The sequence below is a fragment of the Natrialba swarupiae genome (genome assembly GCF_008245225.1).
GTDB classification, from domain to species: domain Archaea; phylum Halobacteriota; class Halobacteria; order Halobacteriales; family Natrialbaceae; genus Natrarchaeobius; species Natrarchaeobius swarupiae.
Genome location: NZ_VTAW01000006.1, coordinates 23,098 through 47,616, shown reverse-complemented (window position 1 = coordinate 47,616; position 24,519 = coordinate 23,098). Strand labels below are relative to the sequence as shown.

Genomic DNA, 24,519 nt, shown 5'->3' with positions numbered 1-24,519 from the left:
CCCGCTAGCGCCCCTCCACGGGGACGAATTTGTCGTCGGATCGGCTCGTATGTTCCGTCGTCGAAACGGTGATAAATCGGTCGCGGCGGACGTCGTAGGCGGTCAGGTATCCGCCGTAAACACAGCCCGTATCGAGACCGATAACCCACTCGCGCTCGAGTGGTTCCTCGAGGACTGTGTGACCGAAAAACACCCGCGGCGGCCCCTCGTATGCGTCGAACCAGAACGGGCCGTCGTAGCCGTCCCCGTTCGGCGAGCGCATCGTCAGCACGTCCCGACTCGAGTGCGCCGTAAGCTCCCGGTTCGGATCGACGCCGCCGTGGACGACGAGCCCACCGTCCCACGAAATCGCGAGCGGAAGCGACTCGACGTACTCGTACTCAGCTCGTCCGAAGTTCGAGAGCGACGCGTCGCCCTCGAGAAGCTTCTGTTCGTTATTGCCACGGACCGAACACAGCTTCGGTGATCGTCGAACGCGCTCGAGGACGGCGACACTCTCGGGACCTTTTCGAACGAGATCGCCGACGAAGATCGCGAGGTCGTTCTCGCCGAGATTCAGCGTCGAGAGCAGTCGCTCGAGGGCGTCGAGACAGCCGTGGACGTCGCCGACGACGTAGACGTCGTCGTAGTCCTCGAGGTCGATGCGTCGATGATCGAACGGGACGGAATACATTGACTCGGGTGGAGTGGCGGTCACGAATCGTTCGAAAATTCGTTCGAAGACGGACTGATAAGCCGTTTATATGTTGTCGACGTACGGCTACGTAGTGGGGCATAGGGAAACGTACCCGTCAGAACGGCCAGCAGTCGTGCCAGCCTTCTCCGGTGGGACGGATCCGACAGGGGCAGTCCTCCTATCTCGGGGCGCCGACGTCCGACGGACCGGTTCGGTGGTAAGCGCCGATGAATCACGAGACCGCCGGCCTGGACTGAGATTGGCGAGGATCGACCGATTCGGACTTCGTTTAGAGCTACGTGGAGGGTCGGACTGGTACAGCGAACACAGTCGAACTCGGACGGATACGTGCCGGTCGGTAGAGCCGAGAGAGACAGCGCGCAGAACGACGGTGATTGTTTGACTTCCCATTCGATGTGTTCTGCACAATATACCCAATAGCAGGCTTCATTAGCCTGAATTACGCGTATCCCGATGATGTCTCACGAACCTCGGTCAGGCTCGAATCGATCGCGGCGGACGTTCCTGGTGACGGGCGCTGCAACGGCGGTCGCGCTCGCAGGTTGTACGGAATCGGACACCGATTCCTCTGACGACTCAAGCGGCGGCTCGTCTCAAGCGGGTGCTGGACTTGGCGGGGGAGAAGGCGGCGAGATTGATGATCCCATGATCTCGGACGAGTTCGATCCCGCGAACCCGGACTGGGAGAACAACAATTATCTGGGCGACACCCTCATGGATGCGGGATTCGACAGTGGGCAGGTCGCTGACCTCGAGGCGATGTTAGAACGCGATATCGACGAGCCCGCACACGGAAACCCAGTCACAGAAACGCCGGACGATCCGGGCGAGTGGCTCGATCCCGACGTGCTCACAGTCGTCGACAACCCGAGCGATGATCTGCTCCCGCAGTACGACGACGCGATGGATCCGTTGGTCGAGCGGATAGAAGAGGAGACCGGAAAAGAAGTCGACTTTCTTACGGTCGACTCCTACGCGGCGACGGTCGAAGCGATGCGAGCCCGCGAGGCACCCGTCGGACGGATTCCGACCGGATCGGTTCCGTTCGCCGTCAACCTCGCAGACTTCGTCCCCGTTGCCACCACGCTGTCAGAGGGCGGTCAGTTTGGATACCGATTGTGGGCCACAACGCGCGCCGACAACAACGATGTCCAGTCCGTCGGGGATTTCGCCGACGTCTCGGTTGCACACACGGATCCTGGCTCGAACTCCGGGCATCAGGCACCGTCGGCACTGTTTCAAGAAGAGTTCGGCGTCATCCCAGGCGAAGACTACGAGATCGAGTTCTCCGGCGGCCATGATCAGAGCGTTCGAGGTATCGGGTTCGGCGACTACGATGCCGGACCGGTCTCTAGTGGGGCCGGGACGAATGCTATCGAAAACACCGACGATCTCGACTTTAGTGACTTCAAGATCGTCTGGGCGAGTGATGCCTACGTCTCGAACCCCTTCGGCTGGGTCGCCGAACTACATCCCGATATTCAAGACGGACTCAGGCGAGCGTGGCTCGAGACCGACTGGTCCGGCACTGCAACGGCAAACATCCGCGGCTGGGCCGATCTCTACGAAGTCGAGTATAAGTACCACTTTCATCCAGTGTTGGTAGCCCAGCGATTAAACGAGGTCGACTACGAGTCCGGAGAACTCTAAGACCAATGCTCGAAACACACGATCTCCGAAAGGTGTACCCAACCGGAGACGAAGCGCTGACGAGTATTTCGACGACGATCGAGGGCAAGGAGTTCGTCGCGATGATCGGCCCGAGCGGTGCCGGGAAGAGTACGTTCGTCCGGTGTATCAACAGGTTGACCGAACCGACGTCCGGAACCGTCGAACTCGATGGAACTGACCTGACCGCGCTCTCGAGCGCCGAGCTACGGGACGCCAGACGGAATATCGGGATGATTTTCCAGGAGTACAACCTCGTCGAACGGCTGACCGTAATGGAGAACGTTCTCTCCGGTCGGCTGGGATACGTCTCGAACTGGGCCGCGTTCAGGCGAAAATTCCCCCAGGAGGATATCGAACTCGCCTACGAGATCCTCGAACTGGTCGGCCTCGGCGGAATGGAGAACAAACGCGTCGACGAACTCTCTGGCGGGCAGCGCCAGCGCGTCGGCATCGCTCGTGCAGTCGTCCAGAACCCGAAGATCCTCCTCGCGGACGAGCCGACCTCGAGTCTCGATCCGGAGACGTCCCACGACGTCATGGAGCTGTTGACCGACATCGCGACCGACCACGACATTCCCGTGTTGATTAACATCCACGAGGTCGATCTCGCGGTCGGATACGCGGACCGGCTCCTCGGGCTACACGACGGCGAGCTTGTCTTCGACGGGACACCAGAGGAGCTTACTGACGACACTCACGGCGTTATATACCGGGGTGAGGAGCTGACAACTACTGAGGCCAAACGGGCGATTCCCGCCGGTGGGAGACGGTAAGATGGTCGCGGAGACGGAGCAACCTCGGTCGACGTGGCACCGTCCGACAACGTTCTACGATCATCGGGTGAAATGGGGTATTTACGTGGCCCTCGCGGCATTTCTGGCGTGGTCATTGTGGGGGATACTCGCCGGCGTTGGGCTGTCGCGATTTACCGAAGGTCTCGGATACGGCGTGACGCTCTTGCAGACGATGTACCCGCCCCGAACGGAGGCGGGCGATCTGGTACGCCTTGGCGACCGGTTGCTCGAGTCCGTCGCGATGGCGATGGTAGCGACGGCCATCGGCGTCACAATCAGTATTCCGGTTGCGTTCGGTGCAGCTCAGAACCTGGTCTCACGGCCGATCTACCTACTCAGTCGGGCGATAATCAGCATCTCACGGGCGATCGATGGACTGATCGTCGCGATTATTGCGGTGATGGCGTTCGGATTTGGGCCCCTAGCTGGAATTATTGCGATCAGTTTCAAAACGGTCGGCTTCTTCTCGAAACTCCTCTCGGAAGATGTCGAAGACATCAACATGGGCAGTATCGAGAGCGTCGAATCGACCGGTGCGAGCCGCTTCCAGACGCTCGTCTACGGCGTCGTACCGCAGATCGTGCCCCGATTCGTCGGATTGACCGTGTATCGGTGGGACATCAACATCCGCGCGTCGGCGATCATCGGAATCGTCGGTGCCGGTGGCATCGGCCAACTGCTCATGACCGCCTACAGTCGCTACGAGTTCGACTACGTCGCCTCGATTCTGCTCGGGATCATCCTAGTTGTCCTACTCGCCGAGTACGTAAGCGCCGTCGTCCGACGGAGGGTCCAGTGATGTCGGTCGAATCCGTCACGTGGGAGCGCCACGATCGTCGCAGCCGGCTCCTTCGGTTCGCGTTCGCTCTCGGGGGTCTCATCGTGGTACTCGCCTCGTGGCAGTATCTCGAGCTCGACCTCCGCGATTTCGGCGGTGCGACGGCCGCGTTCGCCGATCTCGCGACGCGAATGTTCCCGCCTCACCTCGAGTACGCGCCGGAGATCGTCGCTCCTCTCATCGAGACGATCCACATCGCTGCCGTCGGAACGATGGCGGCGTTCGCGCTCTCGATCCCCGTCGCGTACCTCTCGGCTGAGAATCTGACGCCGAACCGACTCACCTACGCGCTCGGCAAGGTGATCGTCACGGTCTCGCGGTCGGTTCACACGATCATCTGGGCGCTCGTCTTCGTCATTATGTTCGGACCCGGCGCGCTCGCGGGCACGATCGCAATCGCGGTTCGCTCCGTCGGCTTCCTCGGCAAACTGCTCGGCGAGGAACTCGAGGAGATCGACGCTGGCCAGCAGGAGGCGATCTCGTCGACCGGTGCAAACCGGTTCAAAACGCTGCTCTACGGGGTCTTCCCCCAGATCAAACCGGCCGTGGTTGGACTGACGATCTACCGATGGGATATCAACGTCCGCGGCGCGACGATCCTCGGGTTCGTCGGCGCGGGCGGGATCGGCGTCCACCTGTACACCGCGGTCGACTCTTTCGCCTGGCGCACGGTCGCGATTATCGTGCTCGCGATTCTCTTCGTCGTCATCCTGAGCGAGGGGGTATCGGCGTATGCCCGGACGAAGGCCCAGTAATCGGTGATAGTTGCCGGACGCCGCCCACTTCGATTTCTATTTTCGCACACGAGGGGGCGTGGAACACTCGCTCGAGTCACTCCACTGTTGGTCGCCAACGCACGGGTGATTGTCGACAACGGTTGGATGTCGGTTCAGAGGGATTGAACTGGCTACTGTTGACGGTCGAAGGACGGCCACTTGGCCGAGAACCAACTCCGGTTTGTCTGATACGGTCTGCTGTTCGTCGTTACTTGTGCAATCACAGATGTGTCTCGGTTCGACCGGTAAATCGTTACAGCAATCCGTATGAAAAGGCGGTTCGGGCGTTCAGTCGGCGTGGATCACTCCGATGGCAACTGGTTCCTCTCGAGACAGCGCTCAATATCGGGGACTCGTTTCATCTCGAAGACGTTGTACGGCGCGTCGACGGACTCGCAGATCGATTCGTACTCGACGAGCGGTTCGTGGCGGTCTTCGACGCCGTCGTTGTCGTGGAGGTGAACGACGTGAATCCGGTCTGCGAACCGGTCGGCGAACGTCCGCCAGTCGAAGCCGTTGACCCGCGCGTGGCCGACGTCGAGGGTGACACCGAGGGCGTCGTCAACGTCGACGGACTCGAGCATCGCCGCCAGGTCGTCGGGCGAGGTGGTGTGGCGCTCGTTCGAGTCGGACTGGGGTTGGTTCTCGAGACACAGCGGGACGTCGACCTCCGCGGCGTAGCGCGCACACTCCGCGAGCGAGCGTCGAGCGGCGTCCCGTGCGCGCTCACGGACGTACTCCGGATACCGGTACGGGACGGAACCGCCGTGGACGACGACGGCACCCGCGCCCGCCGTCGCCGCCGCCTCGAGCGTCGAGTTGACCTGTTCGACCGACGCGCGTCGAGAATCCTCGTTGAAGCTTCCGACGTTCCAGTCGCGAAACGGGGCGTGGTAGGTGACGGTGACATCGTAGGCGTCGCTTCGCTCCGCGACGGTCTCGGGGTCCGGCGCGTCCGGGTGGCCGTGGACGTACTCCATCTTGAGTTCGACGTGTTCTAAGCCGCAGTCGACGACGTACTCACAGAAGCGATCGAACGTCCAGTCGAACCGGATGTCCATCGCGGCGCCGACTCTCATCTGTCGCCTCCGGTTCGGTACACCGGCGACCCGTCGACGAACGCCCACTCGACGACCGGGGTCGGGTCGGCGTCGACGACGAGCAAGTCGGCTCTCGCGCCCGATTCGATCCGGCCGCGGTCCTCGAGACCGACGGCGTCCGCGGGTGTGGCGGTGAGGCGGGCGACCCGTTCGTATAACGGCTCGCCGGTGTCGACGAACGCGGCGGCCAGCATCGACGGCGGGTGGTAGTCGGCGACGAGCACGTCGACGAGACCCTCGTCGATCGCCGCTCGAGAGCCGAGATTGCCCCACTGGCTCTCGCCCCGAACGAGATTTGGCGCGCCCATCACGGTCGTCACGTCGAGTTCGTCGGCCCGTTTCGCGGCACCCATCGTGATCGGAAACTCGCTGATGCCGACGCCGCGGTCGGCGATGCGTTCGACTTCGGCCGCGCTCTCGTCGTCGTGGGAGGCCACGGGAATCCCGGCGTTTTGTGCCCGATCGACGATCCGATCGATGTTATCACGGAGGTACTCGTGATCGATCTCGCCGGCCTCTTCGACGCGCCGCTTCGCGCGTTCGTACGCGTCCTCACCTCTCCCTTTGTGATACGAGAGGTAGTTTTCGATCTCCCTGAACTGGCCCTTTCCCGGAATGTGCGTCATCACCGAGACGAGATCCGGAACTCCGCGATCGATCACCTCGGCGACGGCTTCGACCGCCGTCTCGTCGCTGATCTCACACCGGGCGTGGATCCGGTGATCGCCGAGGACCGTCTCAGTCGTTTCGATGGCATCGATCAGTTCGGCCGCCAGCTCCGGCGACCGATCCTTGTCGGGGTTCTCCCGGAACGACAGCGCGTGGAACTTCGTCGTGATCCCCGCGGCCACGTTCGAGCGGTCGACCGACGTCACCGCGATCGGCATCCGCATTCGCGCACCGGAGCGCGGGAACAGGTGGTTCTCGACGTCGTCGCCGTGTAAGTCGACGATGCCGGGCATGACGACCCTGCCGGCCGCGTCGATCCTCGTCTCGGCGGCCGACTCGAGACCCTCCTCGACGACCTGGATGCGGCCCTCCTCGATCACGATACCGCCCTCGACGACCGCGTCCGGGGTGACGATCCGGCCGTTCTCGATCGCGAGCCGACCGGTCGCCCGCGCCTCGAGCCGGCTCATCGAACTCCCTCCAGGTAGGCGTCGACGTCTACGGTGTCGACGACGGATCCGTCGTCGAGGACGAGCACGCGGTCGGCGAGCGTCGCGACGACGTCGGGGTTGTGGAAGACGCCGACCATGGTGGTTCCGTCCGCGAGCGACGACCGAAGCAGGTCGACGGCGGCCGCGCGCGTCTCGGGGTCGAGTGCGCTCGTCGGCTCGTCGAGCAACAGCAAGCTGGGTTCGGTCGCGAGCGCCTTCGCGAGGTTGACCCGCTGGCGCTCGCCGCCGGAGAAGGTGGCCGGATACGCCTTCCACAGCTCGGGTGGGAGTTCGAGTGCGGCGAGCAGTTCGCGGGCTCGGTCCCGCGCTTCGTCGTCCGAGACGCCGGCCTCCCGGAGCGGCCGCGAGACGATGTCCAGTGCGGACACTCGCGGAATCTCCTCGAGGAACTGTGAGACGTAGCCGATTTCGCCCTCTCGAAGCGCCAGGATGGTCCGTTCCGAACAGCTCGCCAAGTCGACGACGTCGCCGTCGTCGGTCGCGTAGCGGACGGCGCCGGCGGTCGGCTCGTAGCTTCGGTAGAGACACTTCAGTAGCGAGGACTTCCCCGAGCCGGATTCGCCGACGACGGCGAGGAACTCGCCGTCTCGGATCGTCGCGCTTACGTCTTCGAGGCCGACGACGGTGGTGTTCGAGAGGACGTGCATCTCGAAGCGTTTCGAGAGCGAGTCGATCGACAGCTGTGCGGTTTCTGGGTGGTGTGTCGTGGTCATTGAATCAGTGGTCGAAAGTCGGATTGTGGGTCGCTCGAGCGGGAGCCGCTGATCAGAGGATTGAGTTGATCAGCGTCTGGGTGTACTCGTGGTGTGGATCCTCGAGGATGCGGTCGGTGAGGCCGGATTCGACGATTCGGCCGTGGCGCATGACGAGGGTTCGGTCGGCGAGCAGTCGGATGACGCCGAGGTCGTGGCTGACGACGATCGTCGAGACGTCCTCCTCGCGCTGAATCTCACGGAACATGTCGAGGACACGGGCCTGGACGCTCACGTCGAGGCCGGTGGTCGGTTCGTCGAGGACGATCAGGCCGGGCCCGTTGGCGATCGCCTTCGCGATCTGGACGCGTCGTTGCATCCCCCCGCTGTAGGTGCTGGTCGGATCGTCCATCCGGTCGACCGGCACCTCCGTCGCCTCGAACAGCTCCGTCAGGCGTTCGCGGACGTCGCCGTAGTGGCGCCAGCCGGCGGCGAGCAGTTTCTCCGCGACGTTGCCGCCGCCGGTAAACGAGAGCGTCAACCCGTTGCGGATGTGCTGGTGGACCAGCCCGATCTCCTCGTGGCGCAGCCGATGGCGTTGCTGATAATCCGCCTCGAGCAGGTTCCCCTCGAACCCGGCGTAGTCGACCGTGCCGGCGGTCGCCTCGAGTTCGAGCGCAAGAATCTCGGCCAGACTCGACTTGCCGGAGCCCGACTCCCCGACGATGCCGAGCACTTCGCCGCGGTGTAACTCGAGGTCGGCGTCGGCGACGGCGACGATCGTCCCGCAGGTCGGACACTGGTTGGTTCCCGCGTCGTCGCCGGTCAGTTCGACGCAGTCGCCACACGAACTCCCGTACTGTTTTTCGATCCCGCGGGCCCGGAGGACGACGTCGTCGTCGGCTTCCGAGTCAGGGAACCGTTCGACTCGAGCCGGGCCGCTCATCGACCCTCACCTCCGTCGTTCGCGGCGTCGACGGCCGGCTCCTCGAGGCGTTCCCAGCCGACGTCTCGATCGACGTGATGAGCTTTCTGGATCGAGGGATCGCGCTGGCGTTTCTCGCAGAAGCTCGTGTCGTTACAGGCGTACAGCCGCTTCCCGTCGTCGGTTTCGACCTCCGTGCGGTACGTATCGGTACTCCCACAGAGCGCACACGCCTCGGGGAAGCGCTCGCGCTGGAAGCGCTTGTCCTCGAAGGCGAGCGGTTCGACGTCGGTGTGTGGCGGAACCGCGTAGATGCGGGCCTCCCGGCCGGCGGCGAACAGAAAGAGCGTTTCGGCCTGATGGAGCTTTGGCGTATCCCAGCGCGGGATCGGCGACGGCGACATCAGGTATCGACCGTTCACCAACACCGGGTAGGCCGCGCCGATCTGGATCTCGTCCCACTCGACGACGTTCTCGTACAGCGAGACCCACATCTTCGAGTAGTTCTGGTGGGCGTGACGACGCCGGTTGCGGTCGTCGCTCCCGTCGACCTTCCGAAGCGGGTCGGTCGTCGGCACCTGTAAGACGAGGATCTGTTCGTCGGTGAGCACCTCCTCGGGGATGCGGTGGCGCGTCTGGATGATCGACGCCGCGGTCGTATCCCTCGTCGGGTCGACGTTCGCGGTCGTCTCGGCGAGTCGCCGGATGTTGGCCGCGTTGACCGACTCGTCGCTCCCCTGATCGATCACCTTGAACGTGTCGTCGGGCCCGAGCAACGAGAGCGAGACCTGAATGCCGCCGGTCCCCCAGCCTCGAGCCAGGGGCATCTCGCGGGAGGCAAAGGGAACCTGGTGGCCGGGGATCGCGATCGCCTTCAGGGTCGCCCGGCGAACCTCGCGTTTGGTGTGCTCGTCGAGGTAGGCGTAGTTGTAGCCCTCGATCCCCGCCGACTCGACCCCCTCGAGGAGGCCGTCGACGGACTCCGGGGCGACGCCGGGCGAACTAGGGGCCGGCTCCGACACGCCGCCGTCGGACTCGAGTCCCTCGCGCGTCTCGTCTTCGGCATCGGTCTCCGTGCCGGTCGTCGACTCCCCGGCCTCGGTCTCCGCGGCGGTCGACGATTCCCCGGCGTCGACTCCGTCGCCGGTTCGGAGAGTGTCGTCGTCGGATTCTCCCCGATCAGTCATCGCCGCTCACCTCCGTGGTTGCGGGCGAGTCGCCACCGTCCGCCGTCCGTTCCCGAATCGCTCGAATTCGGTCGAGCGTGCTCTGGAACGTCACGTAGTGGGGGAGTTTCAGATGTTCGATGAAGCCGAACGAGTCGACGCCGTCGACGATCTGACAGACGAACTCGGTGTCGTGGACGGGCTCGTTGCCCTCGAGTTGGGTCGACGCGTCGAGGATCGACATGCCGATCACCTTGCGCTCGTTGCGCCCGAAGACGAGGCCGTAACCGAAGGAAAACTGGGCGTCGTCTCGCTTTTCGTACTCGGGAACGACAGACTCGCACTCGGAGACCTCGACGCTCGTCACTTCGACCGGGTCGCCCGTATAGGGGTGTTCGATTTGGACGGGGAGCGAGCCGACGCGAACCTCGCCGAGGGTTGGGTGGACCGAACCGTACCCCCGCAGGGTGCTGTAGCCGAGTGCCGTAATCGCGCCCGTCTCCCCGCGGGCGAGTTCCTGTAAGATTGCCGACCGCGGGGCCGGGTAGACGAGCGGTTCGCGCGTCGTGTCGTAGTCCTCGCCGTCGTCCTCGGCGGACGGTTCCGCGAGGAGTCCTTCCTCCCGCAGGATCTCCAGTACGTTGCGCAACGATTCGGGCTCGGCCTCCTCGAGGTCCCAGTCGGCCGTCGGATCGTCCCCGCCGTCGAGATCGAAATCCAGCAACCGCTGGGTGTAATCTTTCGTCGCGCCGAGGATCTGGCCGCCAGGGACATCCTTGTACGCCGGCGAGACCCGCCTGGTGGCGAACATCTCGTCGGACGAAACGGGAACGCTGTCGTCCCAGCGCTCGAGCGTCGACCGGTAGGCGCGGAGCAGAAACGAGGCCTCGACGGTGTCACCCTGAGCCTGTTTCAGCGCGCGGGCGGCGAGTTTCGGCGCGTAGAGTCCCCCCTCGTTCATCACCTGCCCGACGAGCCGGCCGAACTGCTCGTCGATCTGGTCGATCGAGACCGGGTCGGATTCGCCTTCGGTGCGTCGTTTCTCGAAGAGCTGTTCGGCTCGCTCGATGACCTCCTCGCCGGCCTCGACGGCGACGTACCCCATCAGCGCACCTCCGTATCGACGCTACGCGGGAGTCCGACGATCGCCCGGTCGGCGGCGAGAACCACGTCGACGCCGCGCGGGAAGTCGACGGTGAGTTCCTCGAACGCCGCGAGTTCGTCCGCGGTCAGTCCGTCGACGCCGAACGTCCGTTCGCTGGGGACGCCCGGACCGGAGACGGCGACGCCCAGCCGGCTCGCGGCGGGATCCTCCCGGAGCGCGTCGACGCGGTAGACGATCGACGCGCCGTCGCTCGGCTCCTTGAGCGTCCCGCGGGACACCGCCTCGAGGTCGACGGCACCGGCTCCGTCGACGTGGACGACGTCGGCGTCGGCGACGGCCGCTCGCTCGAGGCGACCCTCGCTCGAGAGCGCGTCCGCGACGCGGTCGTCTTCGGTGTAGAGACCGACCTCGTGATCGACGAGCGTCGCGAGGACGGCGCGGTCGGCGGGCGCGGTCGGCGTCGACTGGATCGTTCCGGGCCTGGCGGTTGCATCGACGAGCGCTCGGAACGTAGCGCGCACGTCCCCGACCGGGTCGATGCCGAGGGCTCTCACAGCTCGCCCTCCATGCTCTCGAAGTCGACCGCGGTCGCGGTGCTCTCCGCCCACTGTCGCTTTCGGCGTTGCTCGCGCTCGAGTCGCGTCTCGGTCAGCGCCGAGGCGAGCCGGTCGGCTTCGGGGTGGTCGGCTTCGATCGCCGCGTCGACGATCGCGCCGGCGACCGCGGATGCCTCGGCCCGACCGGCGACCATCGCGAACCCCCGTTCGCCCGCGAGTTCGACCTCCGCCCCGGTCACGAGGGCCTCGCCGAGGTTGAAGACGTCCGCGTGGACGGGATCGCGAACCCGCTGCATCACGAGCTGTGGCTTCGGCGCCTGGCGGATCTCGACCGTCGTCTCGCCGTCGAGGACGAGTTCGGCCAGCTCGACCAGCGCGGTGCCCTCACAGGCGGCGATCAGTTCGAACCGATCCGATCTGTGTCGTGGGTCTTCCATTCAGTTGGTCGGAGCTGTCGTCGGTGCATAACCGCTTAGAGGGTAATGTCCGGACGACTGTGGAGTCTCGCCGATCGCCCGCCGGAACGAGCGGCGGTCCGGACTCGAGTGATCCGCTCGAAAGGAATCGGAACGGTCCGTAGTGGACAGTAGATCACGAGAGGACGACCGACGGCTCTCGACGACTCCCCGTCGGTGGTGATTGACGCTGGCCGCGGGGTCGTGATCGATCGCCGTACACTGTTTCGACCGCTTCTCGGTCAGCGGAGGGCGTCGGTCGGGGCCGTCCGTACTTTCCGGAGGAAACGAACGTGTCTGCCCCGACTCGAGTGGGATTCGGGCCGGATCGAGCGGTCCCGATGTGTGCGAGCCGCGCCATCGATTTCCATCACTATGTACGAGATAGCCGAACACGACGGATTCCAGTCGAAACCGCTGACCGAAGAGCCGACGATCCACCCGAGCGCGACCGTCAGGGAGAGTCGCCTCGGCGCATGGACGCAGATCGGCGAACACGTTCGCATGCGCGAATCGACGTTCGACGACTACAGCTACATCGTCAGGCAAGGCTCGGTCGCGAACGCCACGGTCGGGAAGTTCTGTTCGATCGCCTCGTTCGTCCGGTTGAACCCCGGAAATCACCCGACGGACAGGCCGACCCAACACCACCTCACCTACCGACGCCGACAGTACGACCTCGACGACGCGGACGAGGAGGCCTTTTTCGAGTGGCGACGCGACCAGCCCGTAACCGTCGAACACGACGTCTGGATCGGCCACGGGGCGACGGTGATGCCGGACGTCGAGATCGGCACCGGCGCGGTCGTCGGCGCCGGCGCGGTCGTCACGCGCGACGTCGAACCCTACTCGATGGTCGCCGGCGTCCCGGCCGAACCGATCGGTCGGCGCTTCGACCGCGAAACCGCAGACCGGATCGAAGCGACGGAGTGGTGGCACTGGTCGCGATCGGAACTCGAGGAGGCGTTCGAGGCGCTTACGGATCTCGAGACGTTCCTCGCGGAGTACGCCTGATACGGTTTGCTGTACCGATTTACCGGTGCGACTGCAGGACGGGGCGCGGTCGCACCGGAAATGACTGACAGCAGACCGTATGAGCGCCCAACGTCGTTCGTCTCATAGGAGTTATCGTAGAAGTTCAGAGTTTCTCGCTGACGATCCGAGAGACGGCGCAGAAGGCCCGGCTTCGAGACCGCCGGGAGGCTACGATAACTCCTATCAGCTAACGGTCAGCGGAAACCGCTGATCCAGTCCGGTGTGCAAGCGGACGGCGATTTCGGCGGCGGAGACCCAGTAGTGGAGACACCGCTCGAGCGTTCGGATGATGCCGACGACGGAGCCGTACACCGCCGGATCGTACGCCGTGACGAGTTCGAACAGTTCGTCTAACGTTCGGTGGACCTCCCGTTCGAGATCGTAGAGGGCGTCGACGCAGTCGAGATCCGCCTCGAAAAAGATCGTCCCGAAGTGGTCGTTGATCCGCTGGCCGTCCTCGAACACCGTCTCGATCCGGTCGCAGATGATTCCTCGCGGGAGCGTCTCGGTCGTTTCGATCGCGTTTTCGATGAAACACGCTCTGTCGCCGACGATCTCCATGTTCTGAGCGATTCTCGCGAGGTCCGCAACTACGCGATTTCCCGGCCAGTCGCTTCTGATCGTCAGCGTCTTCAGTTCCTTCAGGACGACCTCGTACCGTTCGTTCACCAGCGGCTCGAGCGTCGTCGCCGCGGGGTCGGGCGTCCCTTCGGCGAACGTCGCGCTCGCCGCATCGTACTGTCGTCTCGTCACGTCGTCGAGCTGTTCGAACAACTCGAGGAGGGCGGCGCTTCGGTCGTCGTCCGGTCCGAACGTCGTCACCGTGACGGCGTGTTCGTACATCGCGGCCCGGTCGACGACGTACCCCTTCCGAATCAGGCCGTTTCGTTTCAACTCCTGAACGATTTCGGAGATGTAGTGTTCGGACAGATCGGTCTCCTCGGCGAGTCTGCGCTTGGTCTCGGGGGCACACCGGTCGACGGCTTCGACCACGTCGCGTATCGCGCCGAAGCGAGTGTTCGCATCCCAGTCTCCGTCGTGAAAGCCCATAGCCCGGCTGATCACTCCGGCGACAAAACGTCAGGGTACGTATCCTGCAGACGAGTACGGAGAGATACGTACCGAACTGATCGGTCCGTATCCAGTTCGATCGACCGGGGGTTTTCCCATCGGGTAACGACGATTAAACAGTCCGCTATAGCGGTCATATAAGCGGTTATCGGGGTTCGCTGGGAGCGTCGCGTATGGAAACGCGCAAAGTACAGCTATCCGGCGGAACGACGTATACGGTTTCGCTTCCCAAACAGTGGGCGGACGAGCACAACATCGATTCGGGATCGGTGCTCTATCTCTATCCCGACGATCGCTCCCTGTTGCTCGAGACGGTCGACGACGGGAGCGAGAGAGCGAAAACGGCCCGGATCGACATCAGTCAACAGGACGAACAGCCGATCAGGCAGTCGATTAGAGCCGCTTATCTCGCCGGTTACGACGAGATTACCTTACTCGACCACGGCGGGGAGACGGGCAGGCGACGCCACGTGGTGACGACCGCAGTAGATCGACTCTGCGGTCTCGAGATCATCGAGGGGACCGAGAACACGATCACGCTCCGAAACCTCCTCGACAGCGACACGATCTCCGTTCGAAAGAGCACGCTACGCCTCCAGTTGATCACGCTCGCGATGTTTCGTGATGCCGTCGAGGCGATCGTCGACTCCGACGTCGAACTCGCCTCGCAGGTCAGCGACCGAACGTCGGAGGCGGACAAACACTTCGCGTTGATCGAACGCCAGTTCCGCCGGAGCCTCTCCGATCTCCAAGAGGCGGACCGGCTCGGTTGCTCCCGAGTCGAACTGTTCGGCTACTACCGGGCCGCGACTCACTTGGACCGGATCGCCGGCTGCGCGACGAGCATGGCCGAACACGTCGACCAGTTTCAGACGCCGCTTCCGGCGACGTTCTCGAGAGCGTTCCAGGAGCACGCGAGCGAGACGAAACACCTCCAGGAGCGAGCCTGTAACACCGTCTTTCGAACGTCCGAAAGCGCGGAGTCCCACGCGATTGTGCGCGATTGTACCCGCCAGCGAAAGGCGATCGATGTCGAGCGAGAGCGGCTGTTCGACCACGAGGATTCCTCGGTGGCTTCGAGTGTAAACAGTCTCTTCGACTACCTCGATCGGACGGTGAGAAACGCGCGGGCGATCGCCGAGGTCGGAGTCCGGATCACGATCGACGACGCACACTGATCGGGCGACCGGTCACACTCGAGACGCCAGCCGATCGCTCCGGAAAAGAGGATTTTCGCGCGTCGACGACCGGTACGACCAGTCCCGGTCTCCGATTCGCGATCGGGAGTGCAACGACGATCACCGACTCTGAGAGCCTTCGATCGTCGATTCCACGGTCGCGTCCGCGATCGCGAGACCGTGTTCGGTCGTCTGTCCGAGCCGCTGGACTACCGTTCCGTACAGGTAGCCCTCCGGGACGTCCCGCTTGGCCAGCCGGTCGTCGAACGTTGCGATTCGATCGCGTGCGGTCGCGGCCGCCTCGATGACTCGAGCCTGCTCTCCGTCGAAAGCGTGTTCGACGACGGAACGGGTCTGTGCGCCGATCGATTCGATCTCTGAGACGAACTCGTCGTCTACGGGACCGGATCGTTTCGTCGCCGCCGCCGCGATCTCGGTGGCGTCGTCGGCAATCCGCTCGAGTTCGTCGGCGACCCGGTACTCGCGAAACGCAGACGTCCGGTCCGTCTCGAGGTGGTTGATCTCACGAACGTCCTCCAGTCCGCGATAGACGCCTCGGCTGACGAACGCGAACAGTCTGTCGACGTCGTCGTCGCGATCGATCACTCGCCGGGCGAGGTCGGCGTCGCCGCGACAGAAGCTCTCGATCGCGTCCTCGTACATCTCGAGCGTGAGCTGGCGAATCTGTGCGAGAGTCTGGGGGAGCGATACCTCGCTGGCGTCGAGGACGTTCGTCACCGTCATCGTCTCGTCGGTAGCGGTCTGAATCGCGACGCCGACGAGGCGGCCGATCGAGCGCTCGAGCCGCCGGCGTGAGTCGGGCTCGAGGCCCTCGAGATCGGTAATCGTGATTCGATCACAGCCCTCGACGTAGGCGGCTTCGACCCGCCGCAGAACGGTTTCGTCGTCGAGACCAGCGGCGTCGACGGTGACCGGCTGGGTGCGACCCGTGACCGTCTCGGCCGCCGCGATCAGTCGATCCTCGTGGGGGTAGAGATACATCGACGCTCCGGATTCGAGGTCCTGGGCCCGCGCCCACTCTTTTGGCAACGAGACGACGAACGTCGAGTTTCCGGCGAGCTGTACCTTCCGCTCGACCGGCTCGTACTCGGCTGGGTGCTCTCCGTTGCTCATCAGTCGTTCGAACCGTCGGTGTGTTCCGCCGTCATCGGTCGGTCGACTCGTCGTCGTTTTCGATCATCAGTAGATCAGTTCGTCGTCGTTCTCGACCATATACAGCGTTCGCGCGGCGATGTTCACCGCGTGATCGCCGACCCGCTCGAGATCGCGAATCGTCAACAGCATTCGCGAAACTTCCTCGAGGAGGTCGTCGTCGACGACATCAGTTTCGACGAGGTCGCGGGCGACGATACGACTCGCACGACCACAGAGTTCGTCGATCTCGTCGTCGGTTGCGGCGACCTCGTAGGTGGCGTCGGCATCGTTCGTCGCGTACGCCCGCATCGCGTCTTCGACCAGCAACACGATTTCGGTGCCGATGTGGACGACGTCGATATCGGGGTACCGCTCGGGGTCGCCTCGTTTCGCGTACTCGGCTAAGTTGACCGCGAGGTCGGCGATCCGCTCGAGGTCGGTGATGATCTTGAACGACGAGGCGATAAACCGGAGGTCGCCTGCGACCGGCTGCTGGAGCGCAAAGAGGTCGATACACTCTCCCTCGAGGTCGAGATACAGTTCGTTTACTTCGTGATCACCCGCGATCACGCGATTCGCCAGCGCGGCGTCGGTCGTCTCGTAGGCCTCGAGTGCCCGGCGCAGGCGCTGACAGACGACGTCGCCCATCTCGAGGACGTCCTCGCGGAGTTGCTCCAGCTGTTCTTGGTACTCGATTCGCGCCATGGATCAGCCGAACTTGCCGGTGATGTAATCTTCAACGCGGTCGTCGGCCGGGTCCTCGAAGATACTCGCGGTGTCGTCGAATTCGACGAGTTCGCCGCCGGTGAGAAAGACCGCCGTCCGATCGGAGATGCGGGCGGCCTGTTGCATGTTGTGGGTGACGATGACGACCGTGTACTCCTCGACGAGTTCGTCGATCAGGTCCTCGATCTTCGACGCCGCGACGGGGTCGAGCGCCGACGTCGGCTCGTCCATCAGGATGACCTCGGGATCGGTCGCGATCGCCCGCGCGATACAGAGACGCTGTTGTTGTCCGCCCGAGAGGTCGAGCCCGCTCGAGTCGAGTTTGCCCTCCACTTCGTCCCAGAGGGCCGCGCCACGCAGGGCCTGTTCGACGGCGTCGTCGAGGTCGACGTCGTCGACCGTCCCCTGCACGCGAAGCCCGTAGGCGACGTTTTCGTAGATCGACTTGGGGAACGGGTTCGGTTTCTGGAACACCTGTCCGATCTTTCGCCGTAGTGCGACCGGATCGACGTCCTCGTCGTAGACGTTCTTCCCGTGGAAAGACAGCTCACCGTCGACGCGACAGGCGTCGATCTGGTCGTTCATCCGGTTGATCGACCGCAGGAACGTCGATTTCCCACAGCCCGACGGGCCGATCATCGCGGTCACCTTGTGCTCGGGAATCTCGATCGAGACGTCGGTAAGCGCTTGATCCTGGCCGTAGTAGACGTCGAGGCTTCTGGCCTCGAGAACGGTCTCGTCTGGCCGGTCGGCACGCGTCGTGTTCTCGGTCTGTACTTCGGTCGTGATCAGCGATTGTTCTTCTGTCGACATGTTAAATCTCCGTCTCGTACCGGTGGCGGATGTAGATCGCGATCAGGTTCATCACGAACAGAAACGAGAGCAACACCACGATCCCGGTCGCAGCGAGGTGGATGAAGTGCTGGCTCGGTTCGTTCGCCCAGTTGTAGATCTGGGTCGGCATCGCGCTGAATCGATCGAACGGCCCTCTGGGCATCCGGTTGATGAAGATCGCGCCGACCATGATCAGCGGAGCGGTTTCACCGATCGCCCGCGCGAGCGCGAGGATGGTTCCGGTCATGATGCCGGGCATCGCCGCCGGGAGCACGACGTTCCGGATCGTCTGCCACTGGGTCGCGCCAGTTGCCAGCGAGCCGTTTCTGACGCCGTCTGGGACCGCGCGCAGTGCCTCCTGTGCGGAGACGATGATGATCGGCATGACGAGCAAGCCAAGCGCGATCGCCCCGGCCAGCAGGATCGGTCCCATCCCGATTCCGTTGACGAACGCCGCCAGGCCGAGCAGTCCGTAGACGATCGAGGGGACTCCCGCGAGGTTCGCCAGATTCGCCTCGATGAGTCGCGTGATGCGATTGTCCGGCGCGTACTCCTCGAGGTAGATCGCGGAGCCGACGCCGACGAAAAACGCCAGGAATGTGACCAGGACCATCAACGTGATCGACGCGACGATCGCACCCCTGAAGCCGGACAGTTCCTCGCGTCGGGAGCCGTCTCGGGTGAAGAAGTCGACGAGGTTGATGTTGTACTCGGTCAGTCCGACGTAAAAGTCGGTGGCGACGTCGAACAACAGCAGTGCCAGCATGAGGACGCCGAACATCGACGCCGCGAAGATGAGTCCGAGGAAGATTCGATTCTTCCGGTGTTCCCACCCGAGGTCGACGTCGGCGAACAGGTCGTGATCCGTTTCGGAACTCATCGGTACTCCTCCTGGAATCGGCGTTTGAACCAGTCGTTGAGAAGATTCATACTCAGCGTCATGACGAACAACAACAGGCCGACGGCGAACAGCGACTGGTACTCGACGGTTCCGACGGCGGTCGTTCCGCGCGCCATCTTCACCATGTACGCCGTCATCGTCATGATCTCGGCGAACGGGTTGGCCGTGATCTGGGGTTGCATCCCGGCGGCGAGCGTGACCGCCATCGTCTCACCGATCGCCCGGGAGACGGCGAGAATGTACGACGCGAAGACGCCCGAAATCGATGCCGGGAGGACGATCCTCGTCGAGACGTCGAACTTCGTCGCGCCGAGGGCGTACGCACCGTTTCTGAGATCGTCCGGCACGGCCGACATGGCGTCCTCGCTGATCGAGGAGACCATCGGAATCGTCATGATGCCGACGACGAGCATTCCCGAGAGCAGGCTGTACCGGCCCATGTTGATGCCGAACAGCGTCTCGGCGATCGGTGCGACGATCACCGGGTTGATAAAGGCGATCGCGAAGTAGCCGTAGACGATCGTCGGAATCCCGGCGAGGATCTCGAGGGTCGGCTTGAGCTTCGAGCGAACGCTCTTCGAGGAGTACTCCGAGAGATAGATCGCCGTCGCCGTCCCGATCGGGATCGAGACGAACGCCGCGCCGACGGTGATCGCGAGCGTCCCGAAGACGATCGGTAATACGCCGTGACCCGGCGTCGCGTGGTCGGGCGCCCACCGCGTTCCGCTGAAGAACTCGGTGAACGTCACCGTTCGCTCGACGCTCGCTCCGAGTAGCATCTCGGTGAGTTTCGCGCCGAAGAAGTAACTCGCCGCGTTGTCGATCAACACGAAAAAAATCGCAAGCGTGGTCAGGACCGTGATTACGGCACAGCCAAAGAGGAGTCGGCGGACTCGCCGGTCGGTCGCGTTATCTGCGCCGACCGCCCCGTCGCCGCGTATCCCCGGCCCTGATCTGTCGGTTACGTCCGTACTCATTGGGTTGGGTAGCTAGTCGCGTTGCACGGTGAGGTCGTCCGGCGATGCGCCGACCTGGTCGAGCCAGTCGTCGATTTTGTCGTGGTTCTCCTCGGTAACTGCGTCGGGGGCAGCGTAGAAGCCCTCGTCACGGGCGAACTGCTGGGAATCGTTAGTGTAGAACCGAGCGAACGAACCGATGAGGTCCGTTCGGTCTTCGAGACTCGCGATGTTGACGAACGCAAACAGCGGACGCGCCAGCGGGGAGTACAGCCCTTCTTCGATGTTTTCCTGCGTCGGGAGATAGAACTCGCCATCGGCGTCGCTCTCGACGGGGACGGCTTCGATCGGCTGATCGTCCTCGATCTCTCGGAGGTATCCCAGTCCACCCCAACCGAAACCGTGCTCGTTGTCCGCGACCGCAGCCATGATCTCGTTCGTCTGGCTAGTCGCGGAGTAGTCGTCCCTAATGTTTCCTCGCTCCCCACAGATGTTCTCGGTGAAGTAGTCGAACGTCCCGGACGCGCTGTCACGGGCGTGCAGTTGCATCTCCTCGTCGGGCCACTCGTCGCGAACGTCGCTCCAGTGAGTGATTTCGTCGGTCGCTTCGAACTCCCAGATCAACTGGAGTTCGTCGAGTGTGATACTGTCGACCCAGTCGTTCGCGGAGTTCTTGACGACCGAGAGGCCGTCGAGGCCGACCTCGAGGAAGCCGTAGTTGACGTCGTTCTCACCACAGAGATCGATCTCCTCTTCGGTAATCGCTCGGCTCGCACTCTGGACGTCGGAGTTAGCGCGGCAGAACTCCTGAAAGCCCGCACCGGTGCCCTCCGGCGCGACGTCGACGAGGACGTCCGGGAACTCGTTCGAGAAGTTCTCGCCGGCCCACGAGGTGATCGGGGCGACGGTGTTGGATCCGGACGCGTCGATGGTTCCCGAGAGGCCGCTTCCCCCGTTTCCGCCACCATTTCCGCCGCCGTTTCCACCGCCGTTGCCGCCGCTTCCGCCGTCGTCACTACTACAGCCAGCGACGCCGATGATCCCCGCCGTCGCGCCGATAGCCACGAAGTTACGCCGCGATACCCCACTGAAACCGGTTCGACCGGACTGGTTGTCCGTCATCAGATAGACGACGATCGGAGACGAACAAGTAGCCTTCTAATATCTATATAGCCGATTACCACCCATCACATTGATCTATGTATCGGACAGTATTTTCCGACTACCGATCGGACTCACCACACCGAAATCAGCAGCAAGGGGCCCGGCGTCCTCGAGATCGAACACGGACCACTCGTCATCCGGATCGTCGGATCCAGCGACCGGCACAACTACGATCCGTCTCTGCAGTCGCATCGGGAATACGTACAGTAATCCGTATCAACGAACCGTTTCGCTACGAACGTACGGATGTTCACCGTAGAGGCCATATCTCTATATATTACGCTATACGTAAACATTTGCCAATATAAACATACCCTGGGACGGGTTTCCGTACCGAATTCGATAGAGATTCGGGAGAGGTAAACGGCACATTTCCAACCCACACTATAGATACAGATGGATTTATATACTGGCCATAGAAAACGCGCAGTATGGAGACCCGAAAGGTCCAGGTGACGGGTGGGTCGACGTACACCGTCTCGCTCCCGAAAACGTGGGCGACGGAAAACGACGTCAGTAGCGGAACCACCGTCGAAATCTATACGGAGGACGACACGCTGCTCGTGACGCCACAGAGCGACGAAACCCATCAGGAAGGAACGCTCGACGTCTCGAGTCTCGAGGACGAACAGCTGATCCGGGCCGTGATGACGATGTACGTCGGCGGATTCGACGTCATCACGCTCGAGGCGGGGCGGATCACGACCGACCAGCGTCGGGCGATCCGGAGTGCGATCCAGGGGTTGATCGGGGTCGAAATCGTCGAGGAGGGATCGGATCGCGTCGTCGTCCAGGACTTGCTCGACTCCTCGGAGCTGTCGATCGTCAACGCCGTCACCCGGATGCGACTCATCGCGGCGTCGATGCTCGAGGACGCGGTGACCGCGCTCGTCGAGAACGACGACGACGTCGCCCGCGACGTTACCGAACGCGACGACGACGTCGATCGGCTCTGGCTGGTCGTCTCCCGGATCTTCCGCGCGACGCTCCGTTCCCCCCGCGCGGCCGAGGAACTCGGCGTCCACCGCGAGGACTGTTTCGAGTACCACTCGAGTGCTCGCCAACTCGAGCGGATCGCCGATCACGCCGTCAAGATCGCCCAGCTTGCGCGCAAGCTCGAGGACATTCCCGAGGACGTCGCCGACGCGCTGCTCGCCCTCCACGCGGACGTCGCGACCGTCGTCGAGAAGTCGATGGACGCGCTGTTCGCCAACGACGCCGAACGAGCGACCGACCTCGGACACGACGCCCTCGAGTCCGTCCTCGAGATCGACGAACACACCAGACGTATCGACGATCTGTTGCGTAATCTCGATCCGGTTCAGGCGCAGTCGCTCGGGCTCGTCCTCGATTCACTCTCCCGGAGCGCCGACTACGGCGGCAACGTGGCCGAAACGGCGCTGCAAAGGGCCGCGCCCCGTCCGTAGGCTCGCTCACTCGACGTCAATCACGGTCGGTCCACCCCGGTAATCTCGAACCGCGCGCCGCCATCTCCTCCCTCGAGTACGGCGACAGTCCACCCGTGGCCGGTGGCGATCTCCTCGACGATCCGCAATCCCAGCCCGATGCCCTCCTCGCTCGTCGTGTACCCACGTTCGAACACGCGATCGCGCTCGGCAGGCGCGATTCCGGGGCCGTCGTCCTCGAGGAAGAACCCGTCGCCAAGCGGGCCGACGGTGACGGTGACCGCCGGACCGTCTCCCTGTCCGTCGGAGTCGACGCCGTGTTCGAGGCTGTTTCGAAAGAGGTTCTCGAACAGCTGTCGACTTCGGCCCGGATCCGCGAGAAACTGCTCGTCGTCGACGACCTCGAGCGAGCCATCGCCGGAATCGACGGTCTGCCACGAGTCGACCGCGAGTTCCGATAGCGAGACCGGTTCGAGCGAACCGACCACACTCCCGGCACGCGCCAGGGCGAGCGTTTCGTCGATCAGCCGCTCGATCTGTTCGTGAGCCGCCTCGATATCGTCGAGAAACGGACTCGAACAGTCTTCGCGGACGAGTTCTCCGTACCCCATCGCCGCGGTTAGCGGATTCCGAAGGTCGTGCGAGAGGACGCTCGCGAACTCCTCTAACCGATCGCGTTCGCGCTCGAGGCGGTCGTACGCCGTCCGTCGGTCGGTAATATCGTTCTGGAAGCCAACGAAGTGAGTGACCGTTCCATCTGCGTCGCGGATGGGGGCGATCGTCACTTCGTTGTGGAACGTGGTCCCGTCTTTGCGGTAGTTCGTGAGTTCGACCGTCACTGGCTCTTCTGCGTCGACGGCTTCGCGCATCGCGTCGACCGGCTCCGGATTCGTCCCCTCGCCCTGGAGAAACCGACAGTTCCGTCCGAGGACCTCCTCGTGAGGATAGCCGGTGAGGCGCTCGAACGCCGCGTTGGCATAGACGATTGGGTTGTCCTCGAGAGAGGGGTCGGTAATGGTCATCCCGACCGGAGCAGCGTCGAACGCGGCGTCTTTGAGTTCGACCTCTCGTTCCCACGTCACCGCCGTGCTCGCGTCGTGGACGTCGACGACGAGTGCCCCAACGGCGCCGTCGATCGTCACCGGCTGAGCGACCGCTTCGACGAAGACGTGCTCGGTTACGAGTGACTCGGTCGTTTCCTCACCGGTGACCGGTTCGCCACTCTCCGAAGAGTACTCGAAGGAGATGGTCGTCCGGCGACCCGCTGTCGCTCGCTCGAGCCACTCCGCGAGATCGGGTGCGGCCGCTTCGAATGCCCGCGGCCACGGAAGCTCCCAGTAGCGGTGGCCGACGAGATCGTCCGTTTCGACCCCGACGAACGTACTCAGTCGCCGGTTCGCTCGTCTGACGGTTCCGTCCGGGTCGAGCACGGCGATCAGTCGATCGGGGTCGTCGAACGTCGTCTCGAACAGTGCGCGGGATCGCTCGAGTGTCCGCCGCCTGCGATTGCTCTCGACGGCGTTGCGGACGTGATTCGCCAGGACGTCGTACTGGTGTTTGCCCGTCTCCTTCCGAAGGTAGTCTGTGACACCGGCAGAGATCGCCTCGCTCGCGATCTCTTCGGATCCCTTGCCGGTAAAGAGGATGAACGGAATCTCGCCGAAGGAGTCGCGAACCATGTTGAGGAACTCGAGGCCGTTCATCTCCGGCATGTCGTAGTCGCTGACGACGCAGTCGAATCGGTCGGTCTCGAGTCGCTCGAGTGCGTCGGCAGTCTGGTGTTCGATTCGAACGTCGAACTCGTGGTGGCGACGCTCGAGATACGCCTGCGTTAGTCTCGCGGAAGATGGGTCGTCGTCGACACAGAGAACGTCGACGTTCTCGAGCGGATCGACACACGATCGACCGCCGGTCGACGGAGCCATACGGAACGTACAGCGCTGACCCCATTAGAAGGTAACCCCGTTCGTCGACGCTGAGGCGTCGTGGCTCTCGTTTCTCACCGGCGAAGTCTCCCGTCGCTCACCGGAGAAGCCGTCTCGAGAACGGCGGCTCGGGAAAATCCCTCGTCACACGGGGCTCGGTGGGGGTAACTCCTCGTCACTGCCGCCACCTCGAGATACCGCGCCGAGGGGT

The 24,519-nt window shown here is 63.4% G+C and carries 24 protein-coding genes; 7 read left to right on the top strand and 17 right to left on the bottom strand.

The genetic code is table 11. The annotated features are described in order from the left end of the window. Positions 1-4: 4 nt before the first annotated feature. Positions 5-673: a metallophosphoesterase family protein gene (locus FYC77_RS06665; protein ID WP_149080727.1), complete on the bottom strand. Its 669-nt coding sequence runs from the start codon at positions 671-673 to the stop codon at positions 5-7. A 531-nt stretch (positions 674-1,204) separates the two neighbouring features. Here FYC77_RS06665 and phnD point away from each other — a divergent pair. Genes phnD through phnE (FYC77_RS06645) form a run of 4 tightly spaced genes read left to right on the top strand, consistent with a single transcriptional unit; the run spans position 1,205 to position 4,755 of the window. Beyond that, complete coding sequence (phnD, locus tag FYC77_RS06660; protein ID WP_238386807.1) at positions 1,205-2,347, top strand: phosphate/phosphite/phosphonate ABC transporter substrate-binding protein; 1,143 nt, start codon at positions 1,205-1,207, stop codon at positions 2,345-2,347. A gap of 5 nt (positions 2,348-2,352) precedes the next feature. Next, entirely contained in the window at positions 2,353-3,141 is a 789-nt protein-coding gene (phnC, locus tag FYC77_RS06655; protein ID WP_149080725.1) for a phosphonate ABC transporter ATP-binding protein, read from the top strand. Between the two features lies 1 nt (position 3,142). Further along, positions 3,143-3,961 carry a phosphonate ABC transporter, permease protein PhnE gene (gene phnE / locus FYC77_RS06650; protein WP_149080724.1) on the top strand — a complete coding sequence of 273 codons (819 nt, stop codon included), beginning with the start codon at positions 3,143-3,145 and terminating at the stop codon, positions 3,959-3,961. Beyond that, positions 3,961-4,755, top strand: coding sequence for a phosphonate ABC transporter, permease protein PhnE (gene phnE, locus FYC77_RS06645; RefSeq protein ID WP_149080723.1), 795 nt, complete (start codon positions 3,961-3,963; stop codon positions 4,753-4,755). The genes phnE (FYC77_RS06650) and phnE (FYC77_RS06645) overlap by 1 nt, the downstream gene beginning before the upstream one ends. 323 nt (positions 4,756-5,078) lie before the next feature. Here phnE (FYC77_RS06645) and FYC77_RS06640 read toward each other — a convergent pair whose 3' ends face one another. Genes FYC77_RS06640 through phnG form a run of 8 tightly spaced genes read right to left on the bottom strand, consistent with a single transcriptional unit; the run spans position 5,079 to position 11,939 of the window. Then, complete coding sequence (locus tag FYC77_RS06640) at positions 5,079-5,855, bottom strand: sugar phosphate isomerase/epimerase family protein (protein ID WP_202911785.1); 777 nt, start codon at positions 5,853-5,855, stop codon at positions 5,079-5,081. Further along, positions 5,852-7,015 (bottom strand): alpha-D-ribose 1-methylphosphonate 5-triphosphate diphosphatase, encoded by a 1,164-nt coding sequence (locus FYC77_RS06635; RefSeq protein WP_149080722.1) that lies wholly within the window; start codon positions 7,013-7,015, stop codon positions 5,852-5,854. The genes FYC77_RS06640 and FYC77_RS06635 overlap by 4 nt, the downstream gene beginning before the upstream one ends. Beyond that, positions 7,012-7,770, bottom strand: coding sequence for a phosphonate C-P lyase system protein PhnL (locus FYC77_RS06630; RefSeq protein ID WP_149080721.1), 759 nt, complete (start codon positions 7,768-7,770; stop codon positions 7,012-7,014). Before FYC77_RS06630 ends, FYC77_RS06635 begins: the two co-directional genes overlap by 4 nt. A gap of 52 nt (positions 7,771-7,822) precedes the next feature. Next, a complete protein-coding gene (locus tag FYC77_RS06625; protein WP_149080720.1) occupies positions 7,823-8,695 on the bottom strand; it encodes an ATP-binding cassette domain-containing protein in 873 nt (290 codons plus the stop codon). Continuing rightward, entirely contained in the window at positions 8,692-9,861 is a 1,170-nt protein-coding gene (locus FYC77_RS06620; protein ID WP_149080719.1) for an alpha-D-ribose 1-methylphosphonate 5-phosphate C-P-lyase PhnJ, read from the bottom strand. The genes FYC77_RS06625 and FYC77_RS06620 overlap by 4 nt, the downstream gene beginning before the upstream one ends. Continuing rightward, a complete protein-coding gene (locus FYC77_RS06615) occupies positions 9,854-10,945 on the bottom strand; it encodes a carbon-phosphorus lyase complex subunit PhnI (RefSeq protein WP_149080718.1) in 1,092 nt (363 codons plus the stop codon). The genes FYC77_RS06620 and FYC77_RS06615 overlap by 8 nt, the downstream gene beginning before the upstream one ends. Continuing rightward, on the bottom strand, positions 10,945-11,499 hold the full coding sequence (gene phnH / locus FYC77_RS06610) for a phosphonate C-P lyase system protein PhnH (RefSeq protein WP_149080717.1): 555 nt from the start codon (positions 11,497-11,499) through the stop codon (positions 10,945-10,947). The genes FYC77_RS06615 and phnH overlap by 1 nt, the downstream gene beginning before the upstream one ends. Continuing rightward, a complete protein-coding gene (gene phnG / locus FYC77_RS06605; protein ID WP_149080716.1) occupies positions 11,496-11,939 on the bottom strand; it encodes a phosphonate C-P lyase system protein PhnG in 444 nt (147 codons plus the stop codon). Before phnG ends, phnH begins: the two co-directional genes overlap by 4 nt. A 393-nt stretch (positions 11,940-12,332) precedes the next feature. On the opposite strand from phnG, the gene FYC77_RS06600 reads away from it, so the two are divergent. Beyond that, positions 12,333-12,971, top strand: coding sequence for a DapH/DapD/GlmU-related protein (locus FYC77_RS06600; RefSeq protein ID WP_149080715.1), 639 nt, complete (start codon positions 12,333-12,335; stop codon positions 12,969-12,971). A gap of 204 nt (positions 12,972-13,175) precedes the next feature. Here the strand turns inward: FYC77_RS06600 and FYC77_RS06595 are convergent, their stop codons facing one another. Further along, positions 13,176-14,042: a PhoU family transcriptional regulator gene (locus tag FYC77_RS06595; RefSeq protein WP_149080714.1), complete on the bottom strand. Its 867-nt coding sequence runs from the start codon at positions 14,040-14,042 to the stop codon at positions 13,176-13,178. A gap of 194 nt (positions 14,043-14,236) precedes the next feature. On the opposite strand from FYC77_RS06595, the gene FYC77_RS06590 reads away from it, so the two are divergent. Then, positions 14,237-15,241 carry a phosphate signaling complex PhoU family protein gene (locus FYC77_RS06590; RefSeq protein WP_149080713.1) on the top strand — a complete coding sequence of 335 codons (1,005 nt, stop codon included), beginning with the start codon at positions 14,237-14,239 and terminating at the stop codon, positions 15,239-15,241. A gap of 120 nt (positions 15,242-15,361) precedes the next feature. Here FYC77_RS06590 and FYC77_RS06585 read toward each other — a convergent pair whose 3' ends face one another. The 6 genes from FYC77_RS06585 to FYC77_RS06560 all read right to left on the bottom strand — a co-directional run bounded on the left by FYC77_RS06585 (position 15,362) and on the right by FYC77_RS06560 (position 20,935). Beyond that, positions 15,362-16,375, bottom strand: coding sequence for a PhoU domain-containing protein (locus tag FYC77_RS06585; RefSeq protein ID WP_149080712.1), 1,014 nt, complete (start codon positions 16,373-16,375; stop codon positions 15,362-15,364). A gap of 66 nt (positions 16,376-16,441) precedes the next feature. Further along, entirely contained in the window at positions 16,442-17,101 is a 660-nt protein-coding gene (gene phoU, locus FYC77_RS06580; RefSeq protein ID WP_149080711.1) for a phosphate signaling complex protein PhoU, read from the bottom strand. A 3-nt stretch (positions 17,102-17,104) separates the two neighbouring features. Continuing rightward, entirely contained in the window at positions 17,105-17,935 is an 831-nt protein-coding gene (gene pstB / locus FYC77_RS06575) for a phosphate ABC transporter ATP-binding protein PstB (protein ID WP_149080710.1), read from the bottom strand. Position 17,936: 1 nt separating this feature from the next. Beyond that, positions 17,937-18,836, bottom strand: coding sequence for a phosphate ABC transporter permease PstA (gene pstA, locus FYC77_RS06570; RefSeq protein WP_149080709.1), 900 nt, complete (start codon positions 18,834-18,836; stop codon positions 17,937-17,939). After that, positions 18,833-19,834 (bottom strand): phosphate ABC transporter permease subunit PstC, encoded by a 1,002-nt coding sequence (gene pstC / locus FYC77_RS06565; RefSeq protein WP_149080708.1) that lies wholly within the window; start codon positions 19,832-19,834, stop codon positions 18,833-18,835. Before pstC ends, pstA begins: the two co-directional genes overlap by 4 nt. Before the next feature lie 12 nt (positions 19,835-19,846). Then, positions 19,847-20,935, bottom strand: coding sequence for a PstS family phosphate ABC transporter substrate-binding protein (locus FYC77_RS06560; RefSeq protein ID WP_149080707.1), 1,089 nt, complete (start codon positions 20,933-20,935; stop codon positions 19,847-19,849). A 473-nt stretch (positions 20,936-21,408) separates the two neighbouring features. Here FYC77_RS06560 and FYC77_RS06555 point away from each other — a divergent pair, with 473 nt between their 5' ends. Then, positions 21,409-22,404 carry a phosphate uptake regulator PhoU gene (locus tag FYC77_RS06555; protein WP_149080706.1) on the top strand — a complete coding sequence of 332 codons (996 nt, stop codon included), beginning with the start codon at positions 21,409-21,411 and terminating at the stop codon, positions 22,402-22,404. 20 nt (positions 22,405-22,424) lie between these two features. On the opposite strand, the gene FYC77_RS06550 is transcribed toward FYC77_RS06555, so the two are convergent. After that, a complete protein-coding gene (locus tag FYC77_RS06550) occupies positions 22,425-24,308 on the bottom strand; it encodes a hybrid sensor histidine kinase/response regulator (protein WP_149080705.1) in 1,884 nt (627 codons plus the stop codon). Positions 24,309-24,519 lie beyond the last annotated feature (211 nt).